The following is a 17,971-nucleotide window of genomic DNA, read 5'->3' on the forward strand; positions in this document are numbered from 1 at the left end:
TCGTTATTTTAATCACTTAAACGCCTGTCACGTCGCCTGTGGCGCACCTGCAGCGCGGTTTTGCTGGTACTGCGGGGGCAAAAAGGGGTATTTTGGGGGCAGGTTTACATAAAGAGGTTAAACGGCACTATGACTACAGAAGCCCACAGTGGCGCTAAAAAAAGCCGTGGCCGACCAAAAGTGTTCGACAGGGAAGCGGCGCTTGATAAGGCCATGGCACTATTCTGGCAACACGGATACGAAGCGACGTCACTTGCGCACCTGGTCGAAGCGACTGGCGCCAAGGCGCCCACGCTGTATGCGGAGTTCACCAATAAAGAGGGCTTGTTCCGGGCTGTGCTCGATCGCTATATCGCGCGTTTCGCACAGCAGCAGGAAACCCTGCTGTTTCACGCCGAAAAACGCGTCGACGAAGCGCTGCATGATTATCTGTGCGCGGTGGCACGCTGCTTCGCCAGCAAAGAGACGCCCGCTGGCTGTTTTATGGTGACCACCTCCGCTGCGCTGGCCGCCTCGTCAGAGGAGATCGCCGCCACGCTGAAAGCGCGTAATACGCAACGTGAGGCCATTTTGCTGCGGTTCTTCAGTGAACGTCAGGCGCAAAAGGAAATCCCGGAAAACTGCAATTTGCCTGCGCTGGTGCGCTTTATCAGTTGCCTGGTCCATGGTATGTCTGTCAGTGCCCGTGAGGGCGCGACGCAGGAAGAATTAATTGAGATCGTGAATATGACTATGCGGTTGTGGCCGCATCTGCTGTAAAGCAATTCTCTCCCTTCGTGAGCGGTGCCCGCCGCTCACCCTTCACATATAACCGCGATGAATACCTTATTCCTTCTGGATCTCTTTTCTGGACGATCATTAATAGGTAAAAACTGGCAAATATATCCTCCAGAGTAGCTACTCTTTTACCGTTAAAGAAATGATTATTCGTGTGCTAATTAATTAGCACCACCAATTATTAGAACAGGAGCGATTTACGTCATGAAGACGGGGCCGTGCAGGGACGAGGACGTTTTTCCACACAGTATCCGTGGTGTATTGAGTTTCACAGATGGACGACACGAGACGCTTTTTGGCTATACACCTACAGAAGGAAGATGAACATGGCTTTGCTATTACCATTATTTAAGGTGTTAATAGTAATAACATTGTTATTTGGCCTTTGGTTGTTCTGCGGTGGTTCTATTCTTTTTGCGTTTCTCTCAGTGCTGATCACTGGTTTTATCTTATTCAGACAACACAATGCTATGTAATGGTTTTCCGACGCTCATACCTGCATTTTGTCAGGTATGAGCGTTTTCCTGTCAGGTTTTCTGGTTGTTATTCACCTGCAAAAAACCAAAAAAAAGCCCCTCCGCCTGAGTGCAAGAGGGGCAATAATGATGTGAAGCTATTTTATTTTCAGGTTTTCTGATTCAGAACCAGCTGTCCGTTGCTGTCCAGCGGGATACGGCTACCCGGGTCGTTATCCATACGGATTTTGCCCTGCTCTTCCCCGATACGGTATGTCACATCGTAACCCAGCATTTTCTCTGATTTGTCATACACCGTTTTGCAGCGCTGCTGCGTTGTGGTGTAGGTATCGCCTTCCTGCAGGTGGCCCTGGATCTGGTTACCCGCATAACCACCGCCGAGCGCCCCCACGACCGTCGCGACGTCTCTGCCGCGTCCGCCGCCAAACTGATGGCCGATAACGCCGCCTGCAACCGCACCCAGTACCGAGCCGGTCAGGCGATTTTCATCCTGAACCGGACGGCGATGCGTGACAGTGACGTTACGGCACTCCTGACGCGGCGTTTTCACCGTCTCTTTGATAGGGGTGGCAGAAACCACCTGGGCATATTTTGGCGAAGTGCTGAAAACATTCAGACTGGCCACCGCCGCTACGCCCAGCGCAGCTGCTACCCCGATACCAATACCCGCTAACATTGATTTATTCACAGGAATTCCTCCCGGCTGTGCAATTAGTAACAATTTTGCAATTAAGGCCACAGAGTGGATATCGGAAAACGACTCAAAAAACAGGATAACGTGGGGTGGATCAGCGGATTGAGAGTTGTCTGAGGGGAAATATGACGGAAACAAAATGACATCCGCCCCTGTATGACAGAGGCGGAGACTGAGCTTAGTGCAGCTTGAGGCGCGGTCGGATCACGCGGTTAATGCTGCCTACCAGCATCATCAGCCCGGTTTTAAAGTAACCGTGCAGCGCAATCTGGTGCATGCGGTACAGCGAGATGTAGACAAAGCGCGCGATGCGCCCTTCAATCATCATTGAGCCGCGCATCAGGTTACCCATCAGGCTGCCGACAGTCGAGAATTTCGACAGTGACACCAGCGAGCCTTTGTCTTTGTAGACATACGGCTTAAGCGGCTTGCCTTTGATCTGCGCCAGGATGTTATCCAGCGCGCAGGAAGCCATCTGGTGCGCGGCCTGGGCGCGCGGCGGGACGAAACCGCCCTCCGGGCGCGGGCAGGAGGCGCAATCGCCAATGGCGAAGATATCCGGGTCGCGCGTGGTTTGCAGCGTCTGCTCCACCACCAGCTGATTGATACGGTTGGTTTCCAGACCGCCAATCTCTTTCATGAAATCCGGCGCTTTGATGCCCGCCGCCCAGACCATCAGGTCAGCCTGAATAAATTCGCCGTCTTTGGTGTTAAGCCCATCTTCCTGCGCGCTGGTCACCATGGTATTGGTGAGCACGCGCACGCCGAGTTTGGTCAGCTCATTATGCGCCGCACTGGAGATGCGCGGCGGCAGCGCAGGCAGAATACGTTCGCCCGCTTCCACCAGCGTCACGTTCAGCGCTTCGTTGGTCAGCCCTTTGTAACCGTAGCTGTGCAGCTGTTTCACCGCGTTATGCAGCTCAGCGGAAAGCTCAACGCCCGTCGCGCCGCCACCGACAATCGCGATGTTGACTTTGCCGTTAGCGCCCAGGTTAGCGGAATATTTCAGGAACAGGTTAAGCATTTCCTGATGGAAACGGCGCGCCTGATGCGGGTTGTCGAGGAAGATGCAGTGATCTTTCACGCCCGGCGTGTTGAAGTCGTTGGAAGTACTGCCGAGCGCCATGACCAGCGTGTCATACGGCACTTTACGCTCGGCCACCAGCAGCTCGCCTTTTTCATCACGCAGTTCAGCAAGCGTAATGGTTTTGGCTTCGCGGTTGATATCCACCACCGAACCGAGCTGGAACTGGAAACCGTGGTTGCGCGCGTGCGCCAGATAGCTCAGCGCGTCGACGCCTTCATCCAGCGAACCGGTTGCCACTTCATGCAGCAGCGGCTTCCACAGGTGACTATGGTTGCGATCCACCAGCGTGACTTTCGCTTTTTTGCCACGGCCCAGTTTGTGACCGAGCTGCGTTGCGAGCTCCAGTCCGCCGGCACCGCCGCCCACGATAACGATCTTTCTTAATGGCGTAGTCAACGTGACCCCCTTAAAGTGTTTAACTAATTGTTAATTCAAAGTTATTAAAAATAGCTTTTAATTAACAATAGTTTAGCAACCCGGCTCACAACAGATATGAGCATAACATGAACGGTGCATTGGTCATACCAAATTTGATGTGCATCAATTTTTATGCATTAAAGTTAAACAAAAACGGGCCAGCGTTTGGCTGACCCGTTTGTTCGGTAAAGCAAAATGTCGGCGTGACGTCGGGATTACCCCAACGCTTTAAACGCCTTAATACGCTGAAGGTGAGGCGAGATATTTTTGAATTTATGCGTCTGCTCTTCATCCCAGACGATTTCATAATACTGATGCAGCAGCTCGGCGGAACGCTGGCTGTCGAGCGCTTCATCCTCACGCGAGAGAATCACGAGGCAGCGATCGCGGTTTTTCTCGCGGAAGTTCTCAACGCATTTAGTGGCGATATCGAGATACTCCTCCGGCCGGTCGATTTTCCCTTCCATGTTTTCATACGGAAACAGGTTCGGGTTGAAAATCACCTGCCGGATGTCGCACAAAAAGCCGATGCGCTCAGCCCAGAATCCGCCGAGCCCCACACCGCAGATGAGCGGGCGGTCATCGACATTCAGTTGCAGCATTTTGTCCACTTCACGCAGCAGATGCTGCATGTCATGTTTCGGGTGACGCGTGCTGTAGCTGATAAGCCGCACATCCGGGTCGATAAACTGCAGTTGCAGCACTTTCTCGTGGTTACCCGGACTGTTTGAATCGAAACCGTGTAAGTAGATTATCATCGCATTCTCATCCCAGCGTAGCAGCTTCAGGGCAGCGTTATTGCCCCGCCTTGTGCGTCTGCCAGCGCTCATGCAGCGCGGTAAGCTCCCCGCTTACCTGCTTCCAGCGCGCCGACGCCATCAGTTCCTGACGCGTAATTACACCTTTATGATACAAACGTGTAACACGCTCTGCTTTGATCGGTGACAGGTTATCAAGAACGCTTACGGCACCCTTACGATTATTACAGACAAGGATCATATCGCAACCGGCATCCAGCGCCGCCTGGCCGCGCTCCGCGTAGCTTCCGAGGATAGCCGCGCCTTCCATCGACAGATCGTCTGAGAAAATCACGCCGTCAAAACCGAGCTCCTTGCGCAGCACCTGCTTAAGCCAGTAAGGCGAACCGCTGGCTGGCAGCGGATCGACGTCGCTATAGACGACGTGTGCCGGCATCACCGCATCAAGCATGTTGTAACTAATCAGCTCGCGAAACGGCAGCATATCGTGGCGGCGGATTTCCGCGGCCGGACGCGGGTCGCGCGGCGTCTCTTTATGGGAATCGGCGCTGACGGCACCGTGACCGGGGAAGTGTTTGCCCGTCGCTTTCATTCCCGCGCTCTGCATGCCGGTAATGAAACGCTTCGCCATCGCCAGCACGTTTTCAGGCTCTTCGTGGAAGGAACGCTCGCCAATCGCGGCGCTGAGATGCCCGACATCCAGCACCGGCGCAAAGCTGATATCGATATCCATCGCGATCATTTCACACGCCATCAGCCAGCCGGCTTCTTCCGCCAGTTTGCCACCGGCGTCCATTCCCAGCAGCGCGGCGAAACTTTGTGCCGCTGGCAGACGCGTAAAGCCCTCGCGAAAACGCTGTACGCGTCCGCCCTCCTGGTCTACGGCAATCACCAGATGATTGCGGGCGCTTGAGCGGATCTGGCGGACCAGTTCACGCAGTTGCTCTGGATCGTGATAGTTGCGGGTAAAGAGGATAAGCCCTCCCACCAACGGATGCGCGAGGATTTCACGCTCTTCGGCATCAAGCTCAAAGCCTTCCACATCCAGCATGACCGGACCCATGTTTTTCTCCCTTCGTGTTAACGCGTTTGCAGCTGGCGCCAGGCCTCGTCTGCAAGTGTGATAAATGTGCGGTCGCCGGTTTCCTGATAGCGGCGCTCGTACCAGCCCGCCATCAGCAACCCGCTCCACGGCATCCAGCGCGCCACCTGACGGCGCAGTTGCGTCTCGTCGATAGCCGCGCGATGCGCATAATCGGTAATCAGCGCCTGCCGCGTCTCATCATTGAGCCAGACGCACGCGAGCTCCAGCGCCACGTCGCCGTCACCGGCGTATTCCCAGTCAATAAGCATGAGTCTGTTTGACTGCCAGACCAGATTGCCGGGATGCACGTCCATATGCAGCGGCGCGAGGCGCAGCGGACGGGGCTCGCCCGTGCGACGTAACCGGTGCAACAGTCGCAGCCAGAAGCGCGTGCGGCGCGACGGCGCGCTTTGCTGCCAGTCGCGCCGCAGAAGCGGCATCAGCTCGATGCGCCAGCCAAAACGCGGCTGCTGGTGCAGATGATACAGTAGCGCACCCAGTTGCGGCACCGGTGGCAGCGCATCCCGGATCTCACCGGGTAAAAACGTGACCGCCAGCCAGCCGTTAACGCAACAGCGCGGACGCGGCGCGAGCGTTGCCGGCAGCCGTTTCAGCGCGCGGTACTGACGCGGGCTACGGGCACGGCTTTGGCGTAGATCCCGGCGCGCCACCAGCGTTTCATCATCAACGACCACCTGCCAGGCACCGTTGCTGAGACCGGGTAGCGCGCAAACGACACCGGCGGCCGAAGCCGCCGGGAAACTCTGCGCTAAGAACCCTTCCAGGTTCAGATTATTGGGTTTGCTGAACGGCACCTTTACCTGACCAGATAATTTCGCCGGTCTGTACCAGCATCAGCTGCATTTGCAGCGTAGGCGCATTCACATTACCGCTGGCGTTGGCATACAGCACATACTGCGCGCCCACGTTGCGGGCGATACCGATGGCTTTGCTGCGTGAGCCCAGGCTGTCCTGCGGCGAAAGCCCCAGTTGCTGTTTCGCCATGGAGAGCTGCTGTGCGGAGACCAGCGTGAATTTACCGTTATTCGCCAGCGCGCCGCGCAGGGCTTCGGTGGCCGGGCCGGTTTGCATTGAACCGTTGGTGCGGTTGTTTACGCTATCGACCAGCAGCACGCTGCCTGCATTCACCCCGTCAGCCTGCAACATTTTGCCGACCATCGGTGCCATCGCGCTGTTCCAGTCATAGGTACGCGCTTTTGGCTCAGGCGTTGCGTTTTCAGGCTGATGTTCAATCGGGCCAGGCTGCGCCGGAATCGACGGCACGGACGGCACGGTCGGTACCGGCTGCGTCGGTTGTGGTACAGGCTGCGTGGGTTGCTGCGTGCCTGGCTGCGCTTCTTCGACCGGTGCCGGTTTTTGCTCGCCGGGCAAAATACAGCCCGACAGCGCCAGGGCGACGGTCGCCAGCAGCGCATAGCGATACATTCTGTTCAACATTTCCCCCTTCAGAGATAGAGATAAAGACGGGCTTTCCGTGCCGCCAGATAATCAGTCTGACTGGTCACCGTTACGCGTCCCTGGGCCGGGATAACGACTGTCTGCGGGACTTCCAGCGGCTGTCCTTCCAGCCCACGGGCGTCATACCAGTAAAAGCGGTAGTGCACGGTAACGGGCGCGTCTTTGTTATTGTAAATGGTCGCGGCGGCGACAGGCTTGCCGTTTTGCAAAGAAAAGTCTGGTTTTTCAGCGGTGATGCCCGCTGCCAGCACGCTGGATTCCATGACAATGGCCTGCTCATCGCCGACGGGAATGGTCGGCGTGGAACGGCACCCCGCCATCAGCAGAGCGGCCAGCAACCAGCCTGTGCGTACGCGTGCCATCTCAGAGACCTTTATGCGCAAGCATTGGCCCCAGCGCACGGCCGCCGACCAGATGCATATGGATGTGGTAGACCTCCTGCCCGCCATGACGATTGCAGTTCATGATAAGGCGATAGCCGTCTTCGGCGATGCCTTCCTGCTGCGCGATTTTCGCCGCGACAGTAAAAAGACGCCCCAGCGCCTGTTCGTGTTCCGCCGTGACGTCATTGACCGTCGGCACCAGCACATTCGGGACGATTAAAATATGGGTCGGGGCCTGGGGAGAAATATCGCGAAACGCGGTGACAAGCTCATCCTGATAGACGATGTCGGCGGGGATCTCGCGACGAATAATTTTGCTGAAAATGGTTTCTTCGGCCATGGTTTTTTTCCTTCTTGGATAAACGTTAAGAGTATGAGCGAGATAATCGCATCCTTTCAACCTTTGCCCCGTTTTTTCTTTATAAAGCGGATATTTATAGCGCGCTGCACGCGACTCCTGATGCCGCTGCGCCTGACAGTTATTCCGCCCTGCTTACGCATGAGTTTGTAACGCCTCTTACATTTGTTTACAGCGCAAAGACAAATGATTATATTTCTCATTCTTATTGACAGCGGAACGTTGTTTTAGTCTGCGAACATTTTCCATCAGGACGGGAAGCCTGGGGAGAGCATCGTATGACAACAGCCTGATGCACAGCATCATTTTCTTATTTTAAGGGCAACACATGGCTAAGCATGCACTCCGTCAGGGCGTCGTTCCGGCGTCTTCCCTTCCCTCTTTGCTCGCGCTCAGTATCGCCAGCGCGCTGGCGGTGCCCGCGGTTTACGCAGCGCCTGCCGCCAGCGACACGATAGTGGTCGATGCCGCCGCCGATAGCGGCACGCCTGACGAGTCACAGGATTACAGCGTCAAAACCACCACGTCCGGTACCAAAATGCTGCTGGTGCCGCGTGATATTCCGCAGTCGGTCAGCGTCATTAGCCAGCAGCGCATGCAGGATCAGCAGTTAACGACTATTGAAGATGTGCTGGAAAACACCACAGGCGTGACTGCCTCGCGCATCGACACCAGCCGGACCAACTTTTTCGCACGCGGTTTTTACATCAGCAATTTCGCCTATGAAGATATGCCGACGTTTCTTGATAACCGCTGGAACTTTGGCGACACCGCGGGCGACACGGCGATTTACGACAAAATCGAGATCGTGCGCGGCGCGGCCGGACTGATGAGCGGCACCGGCAACCCGTCGGCGTATGTGAATATGGTGCGTAAACATGCTGACAGCCAGACGTTTAAAGGCAACGTCTCTGCCACTTATGGCAGCTGGGACAAACAACGCTACGTGATGGATGTGCAGTCGCCGCTGGTGGAGTCCGGTAAAGTTCGCGGGCGCGTGGTCGCCGGTTATCAGGATAACGACAGCTTCGTTGAGCGTAACCATTACCGCAAAAAATTCATTTATGGCGTCGTGGATGCCGACATCACCGAGTCAACGCTGCTGTCACTCGGCTATGACTATCAGAAAAGCGAAGAAGACAGCCCGACCTGGGGCGGATTCCCTTCGCTTTACAGCGACGGCAGCCGGACGCATTTCCGCCGCGGTTTTAATACCGCCGCCGACTGGGCCTACTCCGATCTCGATTCCACCAAAATTTTCGCCAACCTGACGCAGCGCTTTAATAATGGCTGGGAGGCGAAAGTGAACGCGATGCACGCCGAAACCAATTTCGATAACCGCATGATGTATATCGACGGTTTCCCGGATAAAACCACCGGTCGCTACAATGCCGCGATCTGGCAGGGCGCGTGGGGCGGCTGGAACGTGGGCGAGCGTAAGCAGGATTCGGTCGACGCCTTCGTGCGCGGCGGCTACGAGCTGGCGGGACGTCAGCATGAAATGATGTTTGGCGGCAGCTACAGCCGCCAGCGCAACAATTATGATAATTCATATCCGGTGAATGATAATTCCGGCCTGATGGATGTCGGAAATATTCACGATTATGACGGCAACACGGTGGCGAACCCGACGTGGTCCAGCTTTGCGCTTTACCAGCGCGACGTGATTCGTCAGAAATCCATTTACGCCGCCACGCGCCTCTCGCTTGCCGATCCGCTGCATCTGATTCTGGGCGCGCGCTACACCGAGTGGAACGCAAAATACAATCTGGAGCGCAAGCCGGATGAAATTCGTCGCAGCAAAGCGGATGACGTGACGCCTTACGCGGGCCTGATTTACGATATCGACGATACGTGGTCGGCGTATGCCAGCTATACCTCTATCTTCCAGCCGAGCGGTCAGCGCGATGTAAACAGCGAGTTCCTCGATCCGACCACCGGTAAAGCCTATGAAGCCGGGCTCAAAGCCGACTGGTTTAACACCCGTCTGACGGCCTCGCTCGCGGTGTTCCGCATCGAGCAGGATAACGTGGCGTTGAACACCGGTGTGATCATCCCTGGCTCCGGCGGGCAGACGGCTTATAAATCCGTTGATGGCACCGTCAGTAAAGGGGTTGAGCTTGAGCTGAACGGCGCGCTGACCGATAACTGGCAGCTGACCTTCGGTGCGAGCCGCTATGTGGCCGAAGCGGGCGATGGCGTGGCCGTCAACCCGGACCAGCCGCGCACCACCATGAAATTGTTTACCCGTTATCAGTTGCCGACGCTGCCCGCATTGACCGTGGGCGGCGGCGCGCGCTGGCAGACCAAAACCTGGCAGGATATCGCAGGGCCGAATGGCGACACGCGCATTTCCCAGAACGGCTATACCGTGGTGGATCTGTTCACGCGCTACCAGGCGACCAAAAATCTTGCGGTACAGGCGAACCTGAACAACGTCTTCGATAAAGTGTATTACGATTATCTGGGCACGTATGGCGTCTACGGCGCGCCGCGCAACTTCTCCGTGACGGCGAGCTACAGCTTCTGACATTTATTACTACGAACAAAAGGGAGCCTGATGGCTCCCTTTTTTATTCCCTGATTAACGTCTGCCGCGATCCAGGTTTATCGATGCTATCCCTGTGCGCTCTCATCTTTACCCTTATGACAGACGTAAAAAAGGGAGGCTTACGCCTCCCTCTTTTTATCTCCCCGTCAGCCAGGATTAGCTGTTACGGATGTACTCATCCATTTCGGTTTTCAGGTTATCGGATTTAGTCCCGAAAATCGCCTGAACGCCGGAGCCTGCGACAACCACGCCCGCAGCACCCAGTTTCTTCAGGCCAGCCTGATCCACTTTCGCCACGTCAGCCACGCTTACGCGCAGACGAGTGATACAGGCGTCAAGGTTAGTGATGTTCTCTTTACCACCAAACGCAGCCACCAGAGCCGGCGCCATTTCGCTGGTGCCAGCGGCTTTGGCGTCTTCGGTCGCGTCTTCACGGCCCGGGGTTTTCAGATCCAGCGCTTTGATAAGCACACGGAAGATGGTGTAGTAAACCACCGCGTAACCCGCGCCCACAATCGGGAACAGCCACAGTTTGCTGCTGTTACCGGACAGAACGATGAAGTCGATCAGGCCGTGGGAGAAGGACGTACCGTCACGCATACCCAGAAGGATACAGATCGGGAAAGCCAGACCTGCCAGAATCGCGTGGATAACGTACAGGATCGGTGCCACGAACATGAAGGAGAACTCGATCGGCTCGGTGATACCGGTCAGGAACGAGGTCAGCGCCGCGGAGATCATGATACCGCCAACTTTGGCGCGGTTTTCCGGTTTAGCCGAATGCCAGATAGCGATGGCAGCAGCCGGCAGACCGTACATTTTGAACAGGAAGCCGCCAGAGAGTTTGCCCGCGGTCGGGTCGCCCGCCATGTAGCGCGGTATATCGCCGTGGAACACCTGACCTGCCGCGTTGGTGAATTCGCCGATCTGCATCTGGAAAGGTACGTTCCAGATATGGTGCAGACCAAAGGGCACCAGGCAGCGTTCGATGAAGCCGTAGATACCAAACGCGACAACCGGGTTCTGGTAAGCCGCCCACTGAGAGAACGTCTGGATAGCGGAACCAATCGGCGGCCAAATGAAGGACAGGATAACGCCGGTGAAGATCGCCGCCAGACCAGAGATGATCGGCACGAAGCGTTTACCGGCGAAGAAGCCCAGATACTCAGGAAGCTTAATGCGGTAGAAACGGTTGAACATATAGGCTGCAATCGCACCCGAGATGATCCCGCCAAGCACACCGGTATCTGCCAGGTGTTTCGCCGCGATTTCGTCCGGTGGGAGATGCAGAACCAGTGGTGCAACGACTGCCATGGTTTTCACCATGATGCCGTAAGCCACCACAGCGGCCAGCGCAGAAACGCCGTCGTTATTGGTGAAGCCCAGCGCAACACCGATAGCGAAAATAAGCGGCATGTTGGCGAAAACCGATCCGCCCGCTTCCGCCATAACGTGGGAAACCACGGCTGGCAGCCAGCTGAAGTTTGCAGAACCGACGCCCAGCAGGATACCTGCGATAGGCAGTACGGAGACTGGCAGCATCAGCGATTTACCCACCTTCTGCAGGTTAGCAAATGCATTCTTAAACATAATTGAGAGTGCTCCTGAGTATTTGTGCTTTTTTTACGCGTTTCACGCATCAGCCCGGGGGAGAAACGGGCCATAAACAGGGCATCTGAGCGCCCTTTATTTATTACGCAGAGTAAAATAAATCACGCGATCTTTGTTTGACGGCTATCACGTTTCAAACAAGCCCTGGGCAAAAACTTGCGATTCTTTACATTAAGTGTTTCAGGATGTTTATAAAACGCCGTTCACCGCCCGAATTTCGGCGGTGAACTTTACTCGCTTTGTCCATTAATTACGAGCTTTAAAATAACTCAGATTTTCAGGCAGATTGCAGCGTGGCGAGGTCGATATGAAAAAGCGTGGAGAAGTTGCGGGTAGTGGTTTCAGCAAGCGTTTCCAGGCTCACGCCCTTAAGTACCGCCATATATTCCGCCACATCGCGCACCATCGCTGGCTGATTCTCTTTACCGCGATGCGGAACCGGCGCCAGGTACGGCGAGTCGGTTTCCACCAGTATCCGGTCGAGCGGAACATAGCGCGCGGCCTCGCGGATCTGCTCCGCATTGCGGAAGGTCACAATGCCGGAAAAGGAGATGTAAAAACCCAGATCCAGAAGTTTACCCGCCGTCTCTTTGTCTTCCGTAAAACAGTGTAGTACGCCTGAACAGTCCGTCACTTTTTCTTCGCGCAGGATAGCGAGCGTATCTTCGCGGGCATCTCGCGTATGAACGATAACGGGCTTGTTCAGCTCGCGGCCGATGCGAATGTGATGGCGGAAGGATTCCTGCTGGCGGGCTTTAGTTTCCGGCATGTAGTAGTAATCAAGGCCCGTTTCGCCCATCGCAACCACGCGCGGATCGGCGGCCAGACGACGAAGCTCCTCCACATCGTACGCTTCGTCCTGATTGAGCGGATGCACGCCGCAGGAGTAAGCCACATTGTCACGCTCGCCGATAAGCTCGCGCATCGTTTTATAGCCCGGCAGCGTCGTGGCGACTGCCAGCAAATATTTCACGTCGCGTGCGGCGGCTTTCGCCAGCACGTCATCCACATCTTTATGCAGAGACTGATAATCCAGGCCATCAAGATGGCAGTGTGAGTCGACTAAAAACATAACGTCTCTCTCAGAGGTGATAAGAAGGAAGCACCGCGTCAGGGCGCATATAGCGCTCCCAGGTGAGTAACAGTTCGGTGAGCAGCAGTTCGCGATTGACGGCTGCGACATTGAGCAGCCTGTCGCGACAGCGGAACAGAGAATCGAGCATCGCCTGAATGACGGCAGGTGAAAACCGTTGCGCCAGTTGCGACACCAGCACCGGGTAATCGGTATTGACCAGCGCGCTCTGCGCTCCGTGTCGCCACTTCAGCGCGTCCATCAGAAACGCGGCCAGCCAGTGCAGACGAAATGGTGCCTGTTCATGATTAAGTGCAGGCAACAGAGAGAGCCAGTCGCCGCTCGTCAGCGCCGCTGTCATTTTATCGCCAAGCGCCACGCGCTGCTGCCATTGCTCCGGCTGGAGCAGCTCAAGCGCGGCGGCGGGCGCACCGCCGGTAAGACGCAGCGCGGCGTTGATACGCGACGGCTCCGCCTGCGTCTCGCGCACAAGCCAGGCCTCAGCGTAGCGCGTGTCGGGCGGTGCGAGATGCCAGCTAAAACAGCGGCTGCGAAGCGTTGCGGGCAGCTGCTCCGGCACGCGGCAGCCCAGCAAAAACCAGGTGTTTTCCGGCGGCTCTTCCAGCGTTTTCAAAAGCGCATTCGCCGCCGCTTCGGTCAGCTGCGCCGCCTCTTTGATCCAGACCACTTTGGCGCCGCCGAGCCGCGCGCGATCGTAGAGCTTTTCGCTGATGTCGCGGATAGCGTCGATGCCGAGCGTCGATTTGCCCTTCTCCGGCTCCGCCAGATAATAATCCGGGTGCGTGCCCGCCTGCATCAGCTGGCAGGCGCGGCACTCGCCGCAGCTTTTCTGGCCCTGCGGCTGCTGACACATGCGCCAGCGGCTCAGCGCGTAAATCAGCGCGTCGTCGCCCATGCCGGGCAGCGCGTGGATCAATACCGCATGGTGTCCCCTGCCGGCCTGCCAGTTGCCGACCAGATGTTCAAACGAGGGGCGCAGCCACGGATACCATTTCATTATTGCTGCTCCTGCACCCAGCGCGTCACCGTCGCACGAATATCGTGACTGACTGCCTCCAGCGGCTGGCAGGCGTCAATCGTGATGATGCGCGGATCGGCGGCGGCCAGTTCAAGATAGCGGGCGCGAGTGCGATTAAAGAAGTCGAGCGACTCTTGCTCGATACGATCGAGCTCACCGCGCGCGCGGGCGCGTTCAAGCCCGATGCGCGGATCGACATCCAGATAAAGCGTCAGATCGGGGGCGAAATCGCCGAGCACCGCCTGACGTAGTGTCGCCAGCAGCTGTCGGTCGATACCGCGCCCGCCGCCCTGATAGGCCTGCGTTGAGAGGTCATGACGATCGCCGATAACCCATTCGCCACGCGCGAGCGCAGGCTTAATGACCGTTTCCACCAGTTGTACGCGCGCCGCGTAAAACAGCAGCACTTCCGCGTTATCGGTAATCACTTCATCGCCGACCGATTTAATATCCAGCACCAGGCTGCGAAGCTTTTCCGCCAGCACCGTACCGCCCGGCTCGCGGGTAAACGTCATGTCGGTCACGCCAAGCGATTTCAGCGTCTCCACCACCAGATTGCGCGCTGTGGTTTTCCCCGCGCCCTCGAGGCCTTCAATAACAATATATTTACTGCTCATTTTTATCCTTAAGCGCCTTGAGATAATCCTGCACAGCACGATTATGGCTGGCGAGATTCGTGGTAAACGTGTGGCCACCCTTGCCGTCCGCCACGAAATAGAGATACGGCGTTTTCGCCGGATGCGCTGCCGCCTTCAGCGACGCCTCGCCCGGTATGGCAATAGGGCCTGGCGGCAAGCCGCTAATGACGTAGGTATTATACGGCGTCGGCGTTTCCAGATCCTTACGCGACAGCTTACCGTTGTAATCCTTACCCATGCCGTAAATGACCGTTGGGTCCGTTTGCAGGCGCATGCCGATACGCAGGCGGTTGATAAAGACAGAGGCGACGCGATCGCGTTCAGCAGCCACCGCCGTCTCTTTCTCAATAATCGACGCCATCGTCACCAGCTGGTTCGGATCCTGATACGGCAGTGCGTCCATACGCCCTTTCCAGACGTTGTCGACCGCTTTTACCATCTTGTCGTGCGCGCGTTTCAGCAGTGTCACGTCAGACGTATTCGCCGTATAGAGCCAGGTATCTGGCCAGAACCAGCCTTCAACCCACTCCGGATGCTCAAACTTGAGCGCCTGCGCCACCGTCGCGTAGTCGTCATCTTTAAGCGTATGTTTGATATACGGCGCGTCGCGCAGCTGTTTCAGCCAGTCGCTCAGCTTCATCCCTTCGACGAAGCGGATCGGGAACTGCGCCTCTTTGCCGCTCGCCAGCAGACGCAGGGCGTCACGAACGGTCATTTGTGGCGTGAATCGATAAGTGCCCGCTTTAAAATGTGAAAGCTCAGGCTCCAGGCGCAACAGCCACTGAAACACCCGCGGGCGCGTGATGAGCTTTTCGTCGTAGAGCTGCTGACCAAGCGCCAGACGCCCGGTGCCGGGCTTCAGCGTGAAAATCGTTTCTGCCGTAATCGGCAGAGGGCTTTGCGCCAGCTGGCGCACTTTCCAGTAACCGACGCCTGCCGCGATGGCAAGCACAAGAACCAGCAGAAGCGCGACGCGCAACATTTTCTTCATGGGAACCCGGTTATTCGCAGTGGGGAATGAGGTAGTGATACAGTTCGCGCGAGGCGTAAGCGTGGCCGTCAATGCTGCGCACCGGCACCAGCGGCATCAGCGCGTTACAGATGAAGACTTCATCCGCCTCTTCAAGCGCACTGGCGGGCGCGTTAATTTCAGACAATCGCCAGACTGACTGATTCAGCAAACCAATAATATGACGCCGCATAAGGCCGTCAACGCCAGCCTGATCGAGACGGGGAGTGAACACCGCTTTTCCTTTACGCCAGAACAAATTAGCCGCACAGCATTCCGTAACCCACCCTTCGCTGTCAAGCACCAGCGCCTCATCGGCGGATGTCTGCTCAAGATGCGTGCGGACCAACACCTGTTCGAGCCGGTTAAGATGTTTAATGCCTGCAAGATGGGGGTTGCGCCCGAGCCGCACGGGGCTTGTTGCGAGGCTCACGCCGCGCTCGCGCCATTCGCTATAAAAGTCAGGATATGTGCCGCGCGACACAATACGCGTGGGCGCGCTGCAACCGGCAATACTGTAGCCGCGCTTGCCTGCGCCGCGGGAAATGATGACTTTCACGACTGCGCTCCCCTGCCCCTGCGCCGCCTGGCGCATTTCGTCGCGCAGCGTGTCGATATCCGGCACCGGGATCAGGAGCCGTTCACAGCCTTCGTGCAGGCGCGCCAGATGCGCTTCCAGTAAATGAACGACGCCATCACGAACGCGGGCGGTCGTAAAGCAGCCATCACCGAACTGCACGGCGCGATCGGTCGCCGACAGGCAATCCTGTTCGATACCATTAATTAACAGCATAGAGGCTCCTTAACGGGTAGCGCATTAGTCTCGCAGGATGACCGACAGGGAGCAAGAGGAAGGGAGAATGTACAAAGGCCCGCGCGGGGCGGGCCTTTGTGACGACTGTCAGACCTTTTTGAAGATCAGAGAGCCGTTGGTGCCACCGAAGCCGAAGGAGTTACACAGGGTATACTCCATACCGCTTACCTGGCGCGCTTCATGCGGAACGAAGTCGAGGTCGCAGCCTTCGTCCGGATTGTCCAGGTTGATGGTCGGCGGAACAGCCTGATCGCGCAGCGCGAGGATGGAGTAGATAGACTCTACCGCACCCGCCGCGCCAAGCAGATGGCCGGTCATCGATTTGGTGGAGCTCACCAGTACGCGTTTTGCCGCGTCGCCGAAGACCGATTTCACTGCCTGCGCTTCGGCAACGTCGCCTGCAGGCGTAGAAGTGCCGTGCGCGTTGACATAACCGATCTGGCCTGCGTCGATACCGGCGTCACGCAGCGCATTGACCATCGCCAGCGCCGCGCCTGCGCCGTTTTCCGGCGGAGAGGTCATGTGGTAAGCATCGCTGCTCATACCAAAACCGACCAGTTCAGCGTAAATCTTCGCGCCGCGTTTTTTCGCGTGCTCGTACTCTTCGAGTACGATGATGCCCGCGCCGTCGCCCAGCACAAAACCATCCCTGTCTTTATCCCACGGACGGCTTGCCGCCTCCGGGTTATCGTTACGGGTGGAGAGCGCACGCGCCGCGCCGAAACCGCCGACGCCAAGCGGCGTACTGGCTTTCTCAGCACCACCTGCGAGCATAACGTCAGCATCGCCATAGGCGATGATACGCGCCGCATGGCCGATGTTGTGCACGCCTGAAGTACACGCAGTGGCGATGGAAATGCTGGGACCGCGCAGACCGTACATGATGGTCAGGTGACCGGCCACCATGTTGACAATCGTTGATGGCACGAAGAAAGGGCTGATTTTCCGCGGACCGCCGTTAACCAGCGAGCTGTGGTTTTCTTCGATGAGGCCAAGGCCGCCGATGCCGGAACCGATAGCCGCGCCGATACGGGTGGCGTTCTCTTCCGTCACTTCAAGGCCGGAATCCTGCATGGCCTGTACGCCGGCGACAATTCCATATTGAATGAAGGCATCCATCTTGCGCTGTTCTTTGCGCGAGATGATCTCTTCACAGTTAAAATCCTTTACTAAGCCAGCAAATTTCGTTGCATAGGCGCTAGTATCGAAATGGTCGATCAGGCTGATGCCACTCTGACCGGCAAGGAGAGCTTTCCAGGTAGACTCTACGGTATTGCCGACAGGAGACAACATGCCCAGTCCGGTCACAACTACACGACGCTTAGACACGTTTGTCCTCCAGGGAGGGATGATATTAGTAGATACTTGTGGGACTAAAAGATAAAACTCAGGCGGTCGAGCGACCGCCTGGAGATGTTCACTTACGCCTGGTGGCCGTTGATGTAATCAATGGCAGCCTGAACGGTGGTGATTTTCTCAGCTTCTTCGTCCGGAATCTCAGTATCAAACTCTTCTTCCAGAGCCATTACCAGCTCAACGGTGTCAAGAGAATCAGCGCCCAGGTCTTCAACGAAGGAAGCATTGTTGGTAACTTCTTCCTGCTTAACGCCCAGCTGTTCGCCGATAATTTTCTTAACGCGTTCTTCGATAGTGCTCATACTCTTAAATTTCCTATCAAAACTCGCTTTCGCGATGGTTTTCGTAGTGTATAAAATGTTGAAAAA

Annotated in this window: 18 protein-coding genes; 2 read left to right on the top strand and 16 right to left on the bottom strand. The window is 56.5% G+C overall.

Annotated features, from left to right (window positions below; genetic code table 11):
- Positions 1-129: 129 nt before the first annotated feature.
- The gene (locus tag G6041_RS07540) at positions 130-759 is read left to right on the top strand and encodes a TetR/AcrR family transcriptional regulator (protein WP_004385175.1); all 630 of its coding nucleotides are present in this window, start codon (positions 130-132) and stop codon (positions 757-759) included.
- A gap of 642 nt (positions 760-1,401) precedes the next feature.
- Here the strand turns inward: G6041_RS07540 and G6041_RS07545 are convergent.
- The 8 genes from G6041_RS07545 to hinT all read right to left on the bottom strand — a co-directional run bounded on the left by G6041_RS07545 (position 1,402) and on the right by hinT (position 7,495).
- Positions 1,402-1,941 carry a glycine zipper 2TM domain-containing protein gene (locus tag G6041_RS07545; protein WP_007866833.1) on the bottom strand — a complete coding sequence of 180 codons (540 nt, stop codon included), beginning with the start codon at positions 1,939-1,941 and terminating at the stop codon, positions 1,402-1,404.
- A 184-nt stretch (positions 1,942-2,125) separates the two neighbouring features.
- Complete coding sequence (locus tag G6041_RS07550) at positions 2,126-3,430, bottom strand: NAD(P)/FAD-dependent oxidoreductase (RefSeq protein ID WP_012125069.1); 1,305 nt, start codon at positions 3,428-3,430, stop codon at positions 2,126-2,128.
- A gap of 236 nt (positions 3,431-3,666) precedes the next feature.
- Positions 3,667-4,209, bottom strand: a complete 543-nt coding sequence (gene ycfP, locus G6041_RS07555; RefSeq protein ID WP_004385179.1) for an alpha/beta hydrolase YcfP — start codon at positions 4,207-4,209, stop codon at positions 3,667-3,669.
- Between the two features lie 37 nt (positions 4,210-4,246).
- The gene (gene nagZ / locus G6041_RS07560) at positions 4,247-5,272 is read right to left on the bottom strand and encodes a beta-N-acetylhexosaminidase (protein WP_012125071.1); all 1,026 of its coding nucleotides are present in this window, start codon (positions 5,270-5,272) and stop codon (positions 4,247-4,249) included.
- Positions 5,273-5,289: 17 nt separating this feature from the next.
- A complete protein-coding gene (gene thiK / locus G6041_RS07565) occupies positions 5,290-6,108 on the bottom strand; it encodes a thiamine kinase (protein ID WP_012125072.1) in 819 nt (272 codons plus the stop codon).
- Entirely contained in the window at positions 6,086-6,751 is a 666-nt protein-coding gene (lpoB, locus tag G6041_RS07570; protein WP_012125073.1) for a penicillin-binding protein activator LpoB, read from the bottom strand. Before lpoB ends, thiK begins: the two co-directional genes overlap by 23 nt.
- Before the next feature lie 8 nt (positions 6,752-6,759).
- Positions 6,760-7,134: a YcfL family protein gene (locus G6041_RS07575; RefSeq protein ID WP_007866820.1), complete on the bottom strand. Its 375-nt coding sequence runs from the start codon at positions 7,132-7,134 to the stop codon at positions 6,760-6,762.
- Between the two features lies 1 nt (position 7,135).
- Positions 7,136-7,495 (bottom strand): purine nucleoside phosphoramidase, encoded by a 360-nt coding sequence (hinT, locus tag G6041_RS07580; RefSeq protein ID WP_004385184.1) that lies wholly within the window; start codon positions 7,493-7,495, stop codon positions 7,136-7,138.
- 346 nt (positions 7,496-7,841) lie between these two features.
- Between hinT and fhuE the strand changes: the two genes are divergently transcribed.
- Positions 7,842-10,043 (top strand): ferric-rhodotorulic acid/ferric-coprogen receptor FhuE, encoded by a 2,202-nt coding sequence (gene fhuE / locus G6041_RS07585; RefSeq protein WP_012125074.1) that lies wholly within the window; start codon positions 7,842-7,844, stop codon positions 10,041-10,043.
- Positions 10,044-10,220: 177 nt separating this feature from the next.
- On the opposite strand, the gene ptsG is transcribed toward fhuE, so the two are convergent.
- The 8 genes from ptsG to acpP form a co-directional block, all read right to left on the bottom strand.
- Positions 10,221-11,654, bottom strand: coding sequence for a PTS glucose transporter subunit IIBC (gene ptsG, locus G6041_RS07590; protein WP_004385186.1), 1,434 nt, complete (start codon positions 11,652-11,654; stop codon positions 10,221-10,223).
- Positions 11,655-11,952: 298 nt separating this feature from the next.
- Positions 11,953-12,747 (bottom strand): metal-dependent hydrolase, encoded by a 795-nt coding sequence (locus G6041_RS07595; protein ID WP_012125075.1) that lies wholly within the window; start codon positions 12,745-12,747, stop codon positions 11,953-11,955.
- A gap of 10 nt (positions 12,748-12,757) precedes the next feature.
- Positions 12,758-13,765 carry a DNA polymerase III subunit delta' gene (gene holB, locus G6041_RS07600; RefSeq protein ID WP_007888921.1) on the bottom strand — a complete coding sequence of 336 codons (1,008 nt, stop codon included), beginning with the start codon at positions 13,763-13,765 and terminating at the stop codon, positions 12,758-12,760.
- Positions 13,765-14,403, bottom strand: coding sequence for a dTMP kinase (tmk, locus tag G6041_RS07605; protein ID WP_007888922.1), 639 nt, complete (start codon positions 14,401-14,403; stop codon positions 13,765-13,767). Before tmk ends, holB begins: the two co-directional genes overlap by 1 nt.
- Positions 14,393-15,415, bottom strand: a complete 1,023-nt coding sequence (gene yceG / locus G6041_RS07610) for a cell division protein YceG (RefSeq protein WP_012125077.1) — start codon at positions 15,413-15,415, stop codon at positions 14,393-14,395. The genes tmk and yceG overlap by 11 nt, the downstream gene beginning before the upstream one ends.
- Before the next feature lie 10 nt (positions 15,416-15,425).
- Positions 15,426-16,226 (bottom strand): aminodeoxychorismate lyase, encoded by an 801-nt coding sequence (pabC, locus tag G6041_RS07615; RefSeq protein WP_012125078.1) that lies wholly within the window; start codon positions 16,224-16,226, stop codon positions 15,426-15,428.
- Between the two features lie 108 nt (positions 16,227-16,334).
- The gene (fabF, locus tag G6041_RS07620) at positions 16,335-17,576 is read right to left on the bottom strand and encodes a beta-ketoacyl-ACP synthase II (protein WP_084999243.1); all 1,242 of its coding nucleotides are present in this window, start codon (positions 17,574-17,576) and stop codon (positions 16,335-16,337) included.
- A gap of 92 nt (positions 17,577-17,668) precedes the next feature.
- Positions 17,669-17,905, bottom strand: coding sequence for an acyl carrier protein (gene acpP / locus G6041_RS07625; protein WP_000103754.1), 237 nt, complete (start codon positions 17,903-17,905; stop codon positions 17,669-17,671).
- Between the last annotated feature and the right edge of the window lie 66 nt (positions 17,906-17,971).

This window comes from Cronobacter sp. HA18003, assembly GCF_011605905.1.
In the GTDB taxonomy this organism is placed as follows: Bacteria; Pseudomonadota; Gammaproteobacteria; order Enterobacterales; family Enterobacteriaceae; genus Cronobacter; species Cronobacter sakazakii.

Excerpts from the sequence above, each read along its gene's own strand:
- G6041_RS07540 (WP_004385175.1), top strand. The coding sequence starts at position 130 with ATGACTACAGAAGCCCACAGTGGCGCTAAAAAAAGCCGTGGCCGACCA.
- ycfP (WP_004385179.1), bottom strand. The coding sequence starts at position 4,209 with ATGATAATCTACTTACACGGTTTCGATTCAAACAGTCCGGGTAACCAC.
- nagZ (WP_012125071.1), bottom strand. The coding sequence starts at position 5,272 with ATGGGTCCGGTCATGCTGGATGTGGAAGGCTTTGAGCTTGATGCCGAA.
- lpoB (WP_012125073.1), bottom strand. The coding sequence starts at position 6,751 with ATGTTGAACAGAATGTATCGCTATGCGCTGCTGGCGACCGTCGCCCTG.
- G6041_RS07575 (WP_007866820.1), bottom strand. The coding sequence starts at position 7,134 with ATGGCACGCGTACGCACAGGCTGGTTGCTGGCCGCTCTGCTGATGGCG.
- hinT (WP_004385184.1), bottom strand. The coding sequence starts at position 7,495 with ATGGCCGAAGAAACCATTTTCAGCAAAATTATTCGTCGCGAGATCCCC.
- fhuE (WP_012125074.1), top strand. The coding sequence starts at position 7,842 with ATGGCTAAGCATGCACTCCGTCAGGGCGTCGTTCCGGCGTCTTCCCTT.
- ptsG (WP_004385186.1), bottom strand. The coding sequence starts at position 11,654 with ATGTTTAAGAATGCATTTGCTAACCTGCAGAAGGTGGGTAAATCGCTG.
- G6041_RS07595 (WP_012125075.1), bottom strand. The coding sequence starts at position 12,747 with ATGTTTTTAGTCGACTCACACTGCCATCTTGATGGCCTGGATTATCAG.
- holB (WP_007888921.1), bottom strand. The coding sequence starts at position 13,765 with ATGAAATGGTATCCGTGGCTGCGCCCCTCGTTTGAACATCTGGTCGGC.
- tmk (WP_007888922.1), bottom strand. The coding sequence starts at position 14,403 with ATGAGCAGTAAATATATTGTTATTGAAGGCCTCGAGGGCGCGGGGAAA.
- yceG (WP_012125077.1), bottom strand. The coding sequence starts at position 15,415 with ATGAAGAAAATGTTGCGCGTCGCGCTTCTGCTGGTTCTTGTGCTTGCC.
- pabC (WP_012125078.1), bottom strand. The coding sequence starts at position 16,226 with ATGCTGTTAATTAATGGTATCGAACAGGATTGCCTGTCGGCGACCGAT.
- acpP (WP_000103754.1), bottom strand. The coding sequence starts at position 17,905 with ATGAGCACTATCGAAGAACGCGTTAAGAAAATTATCGGCGAACAGCTG.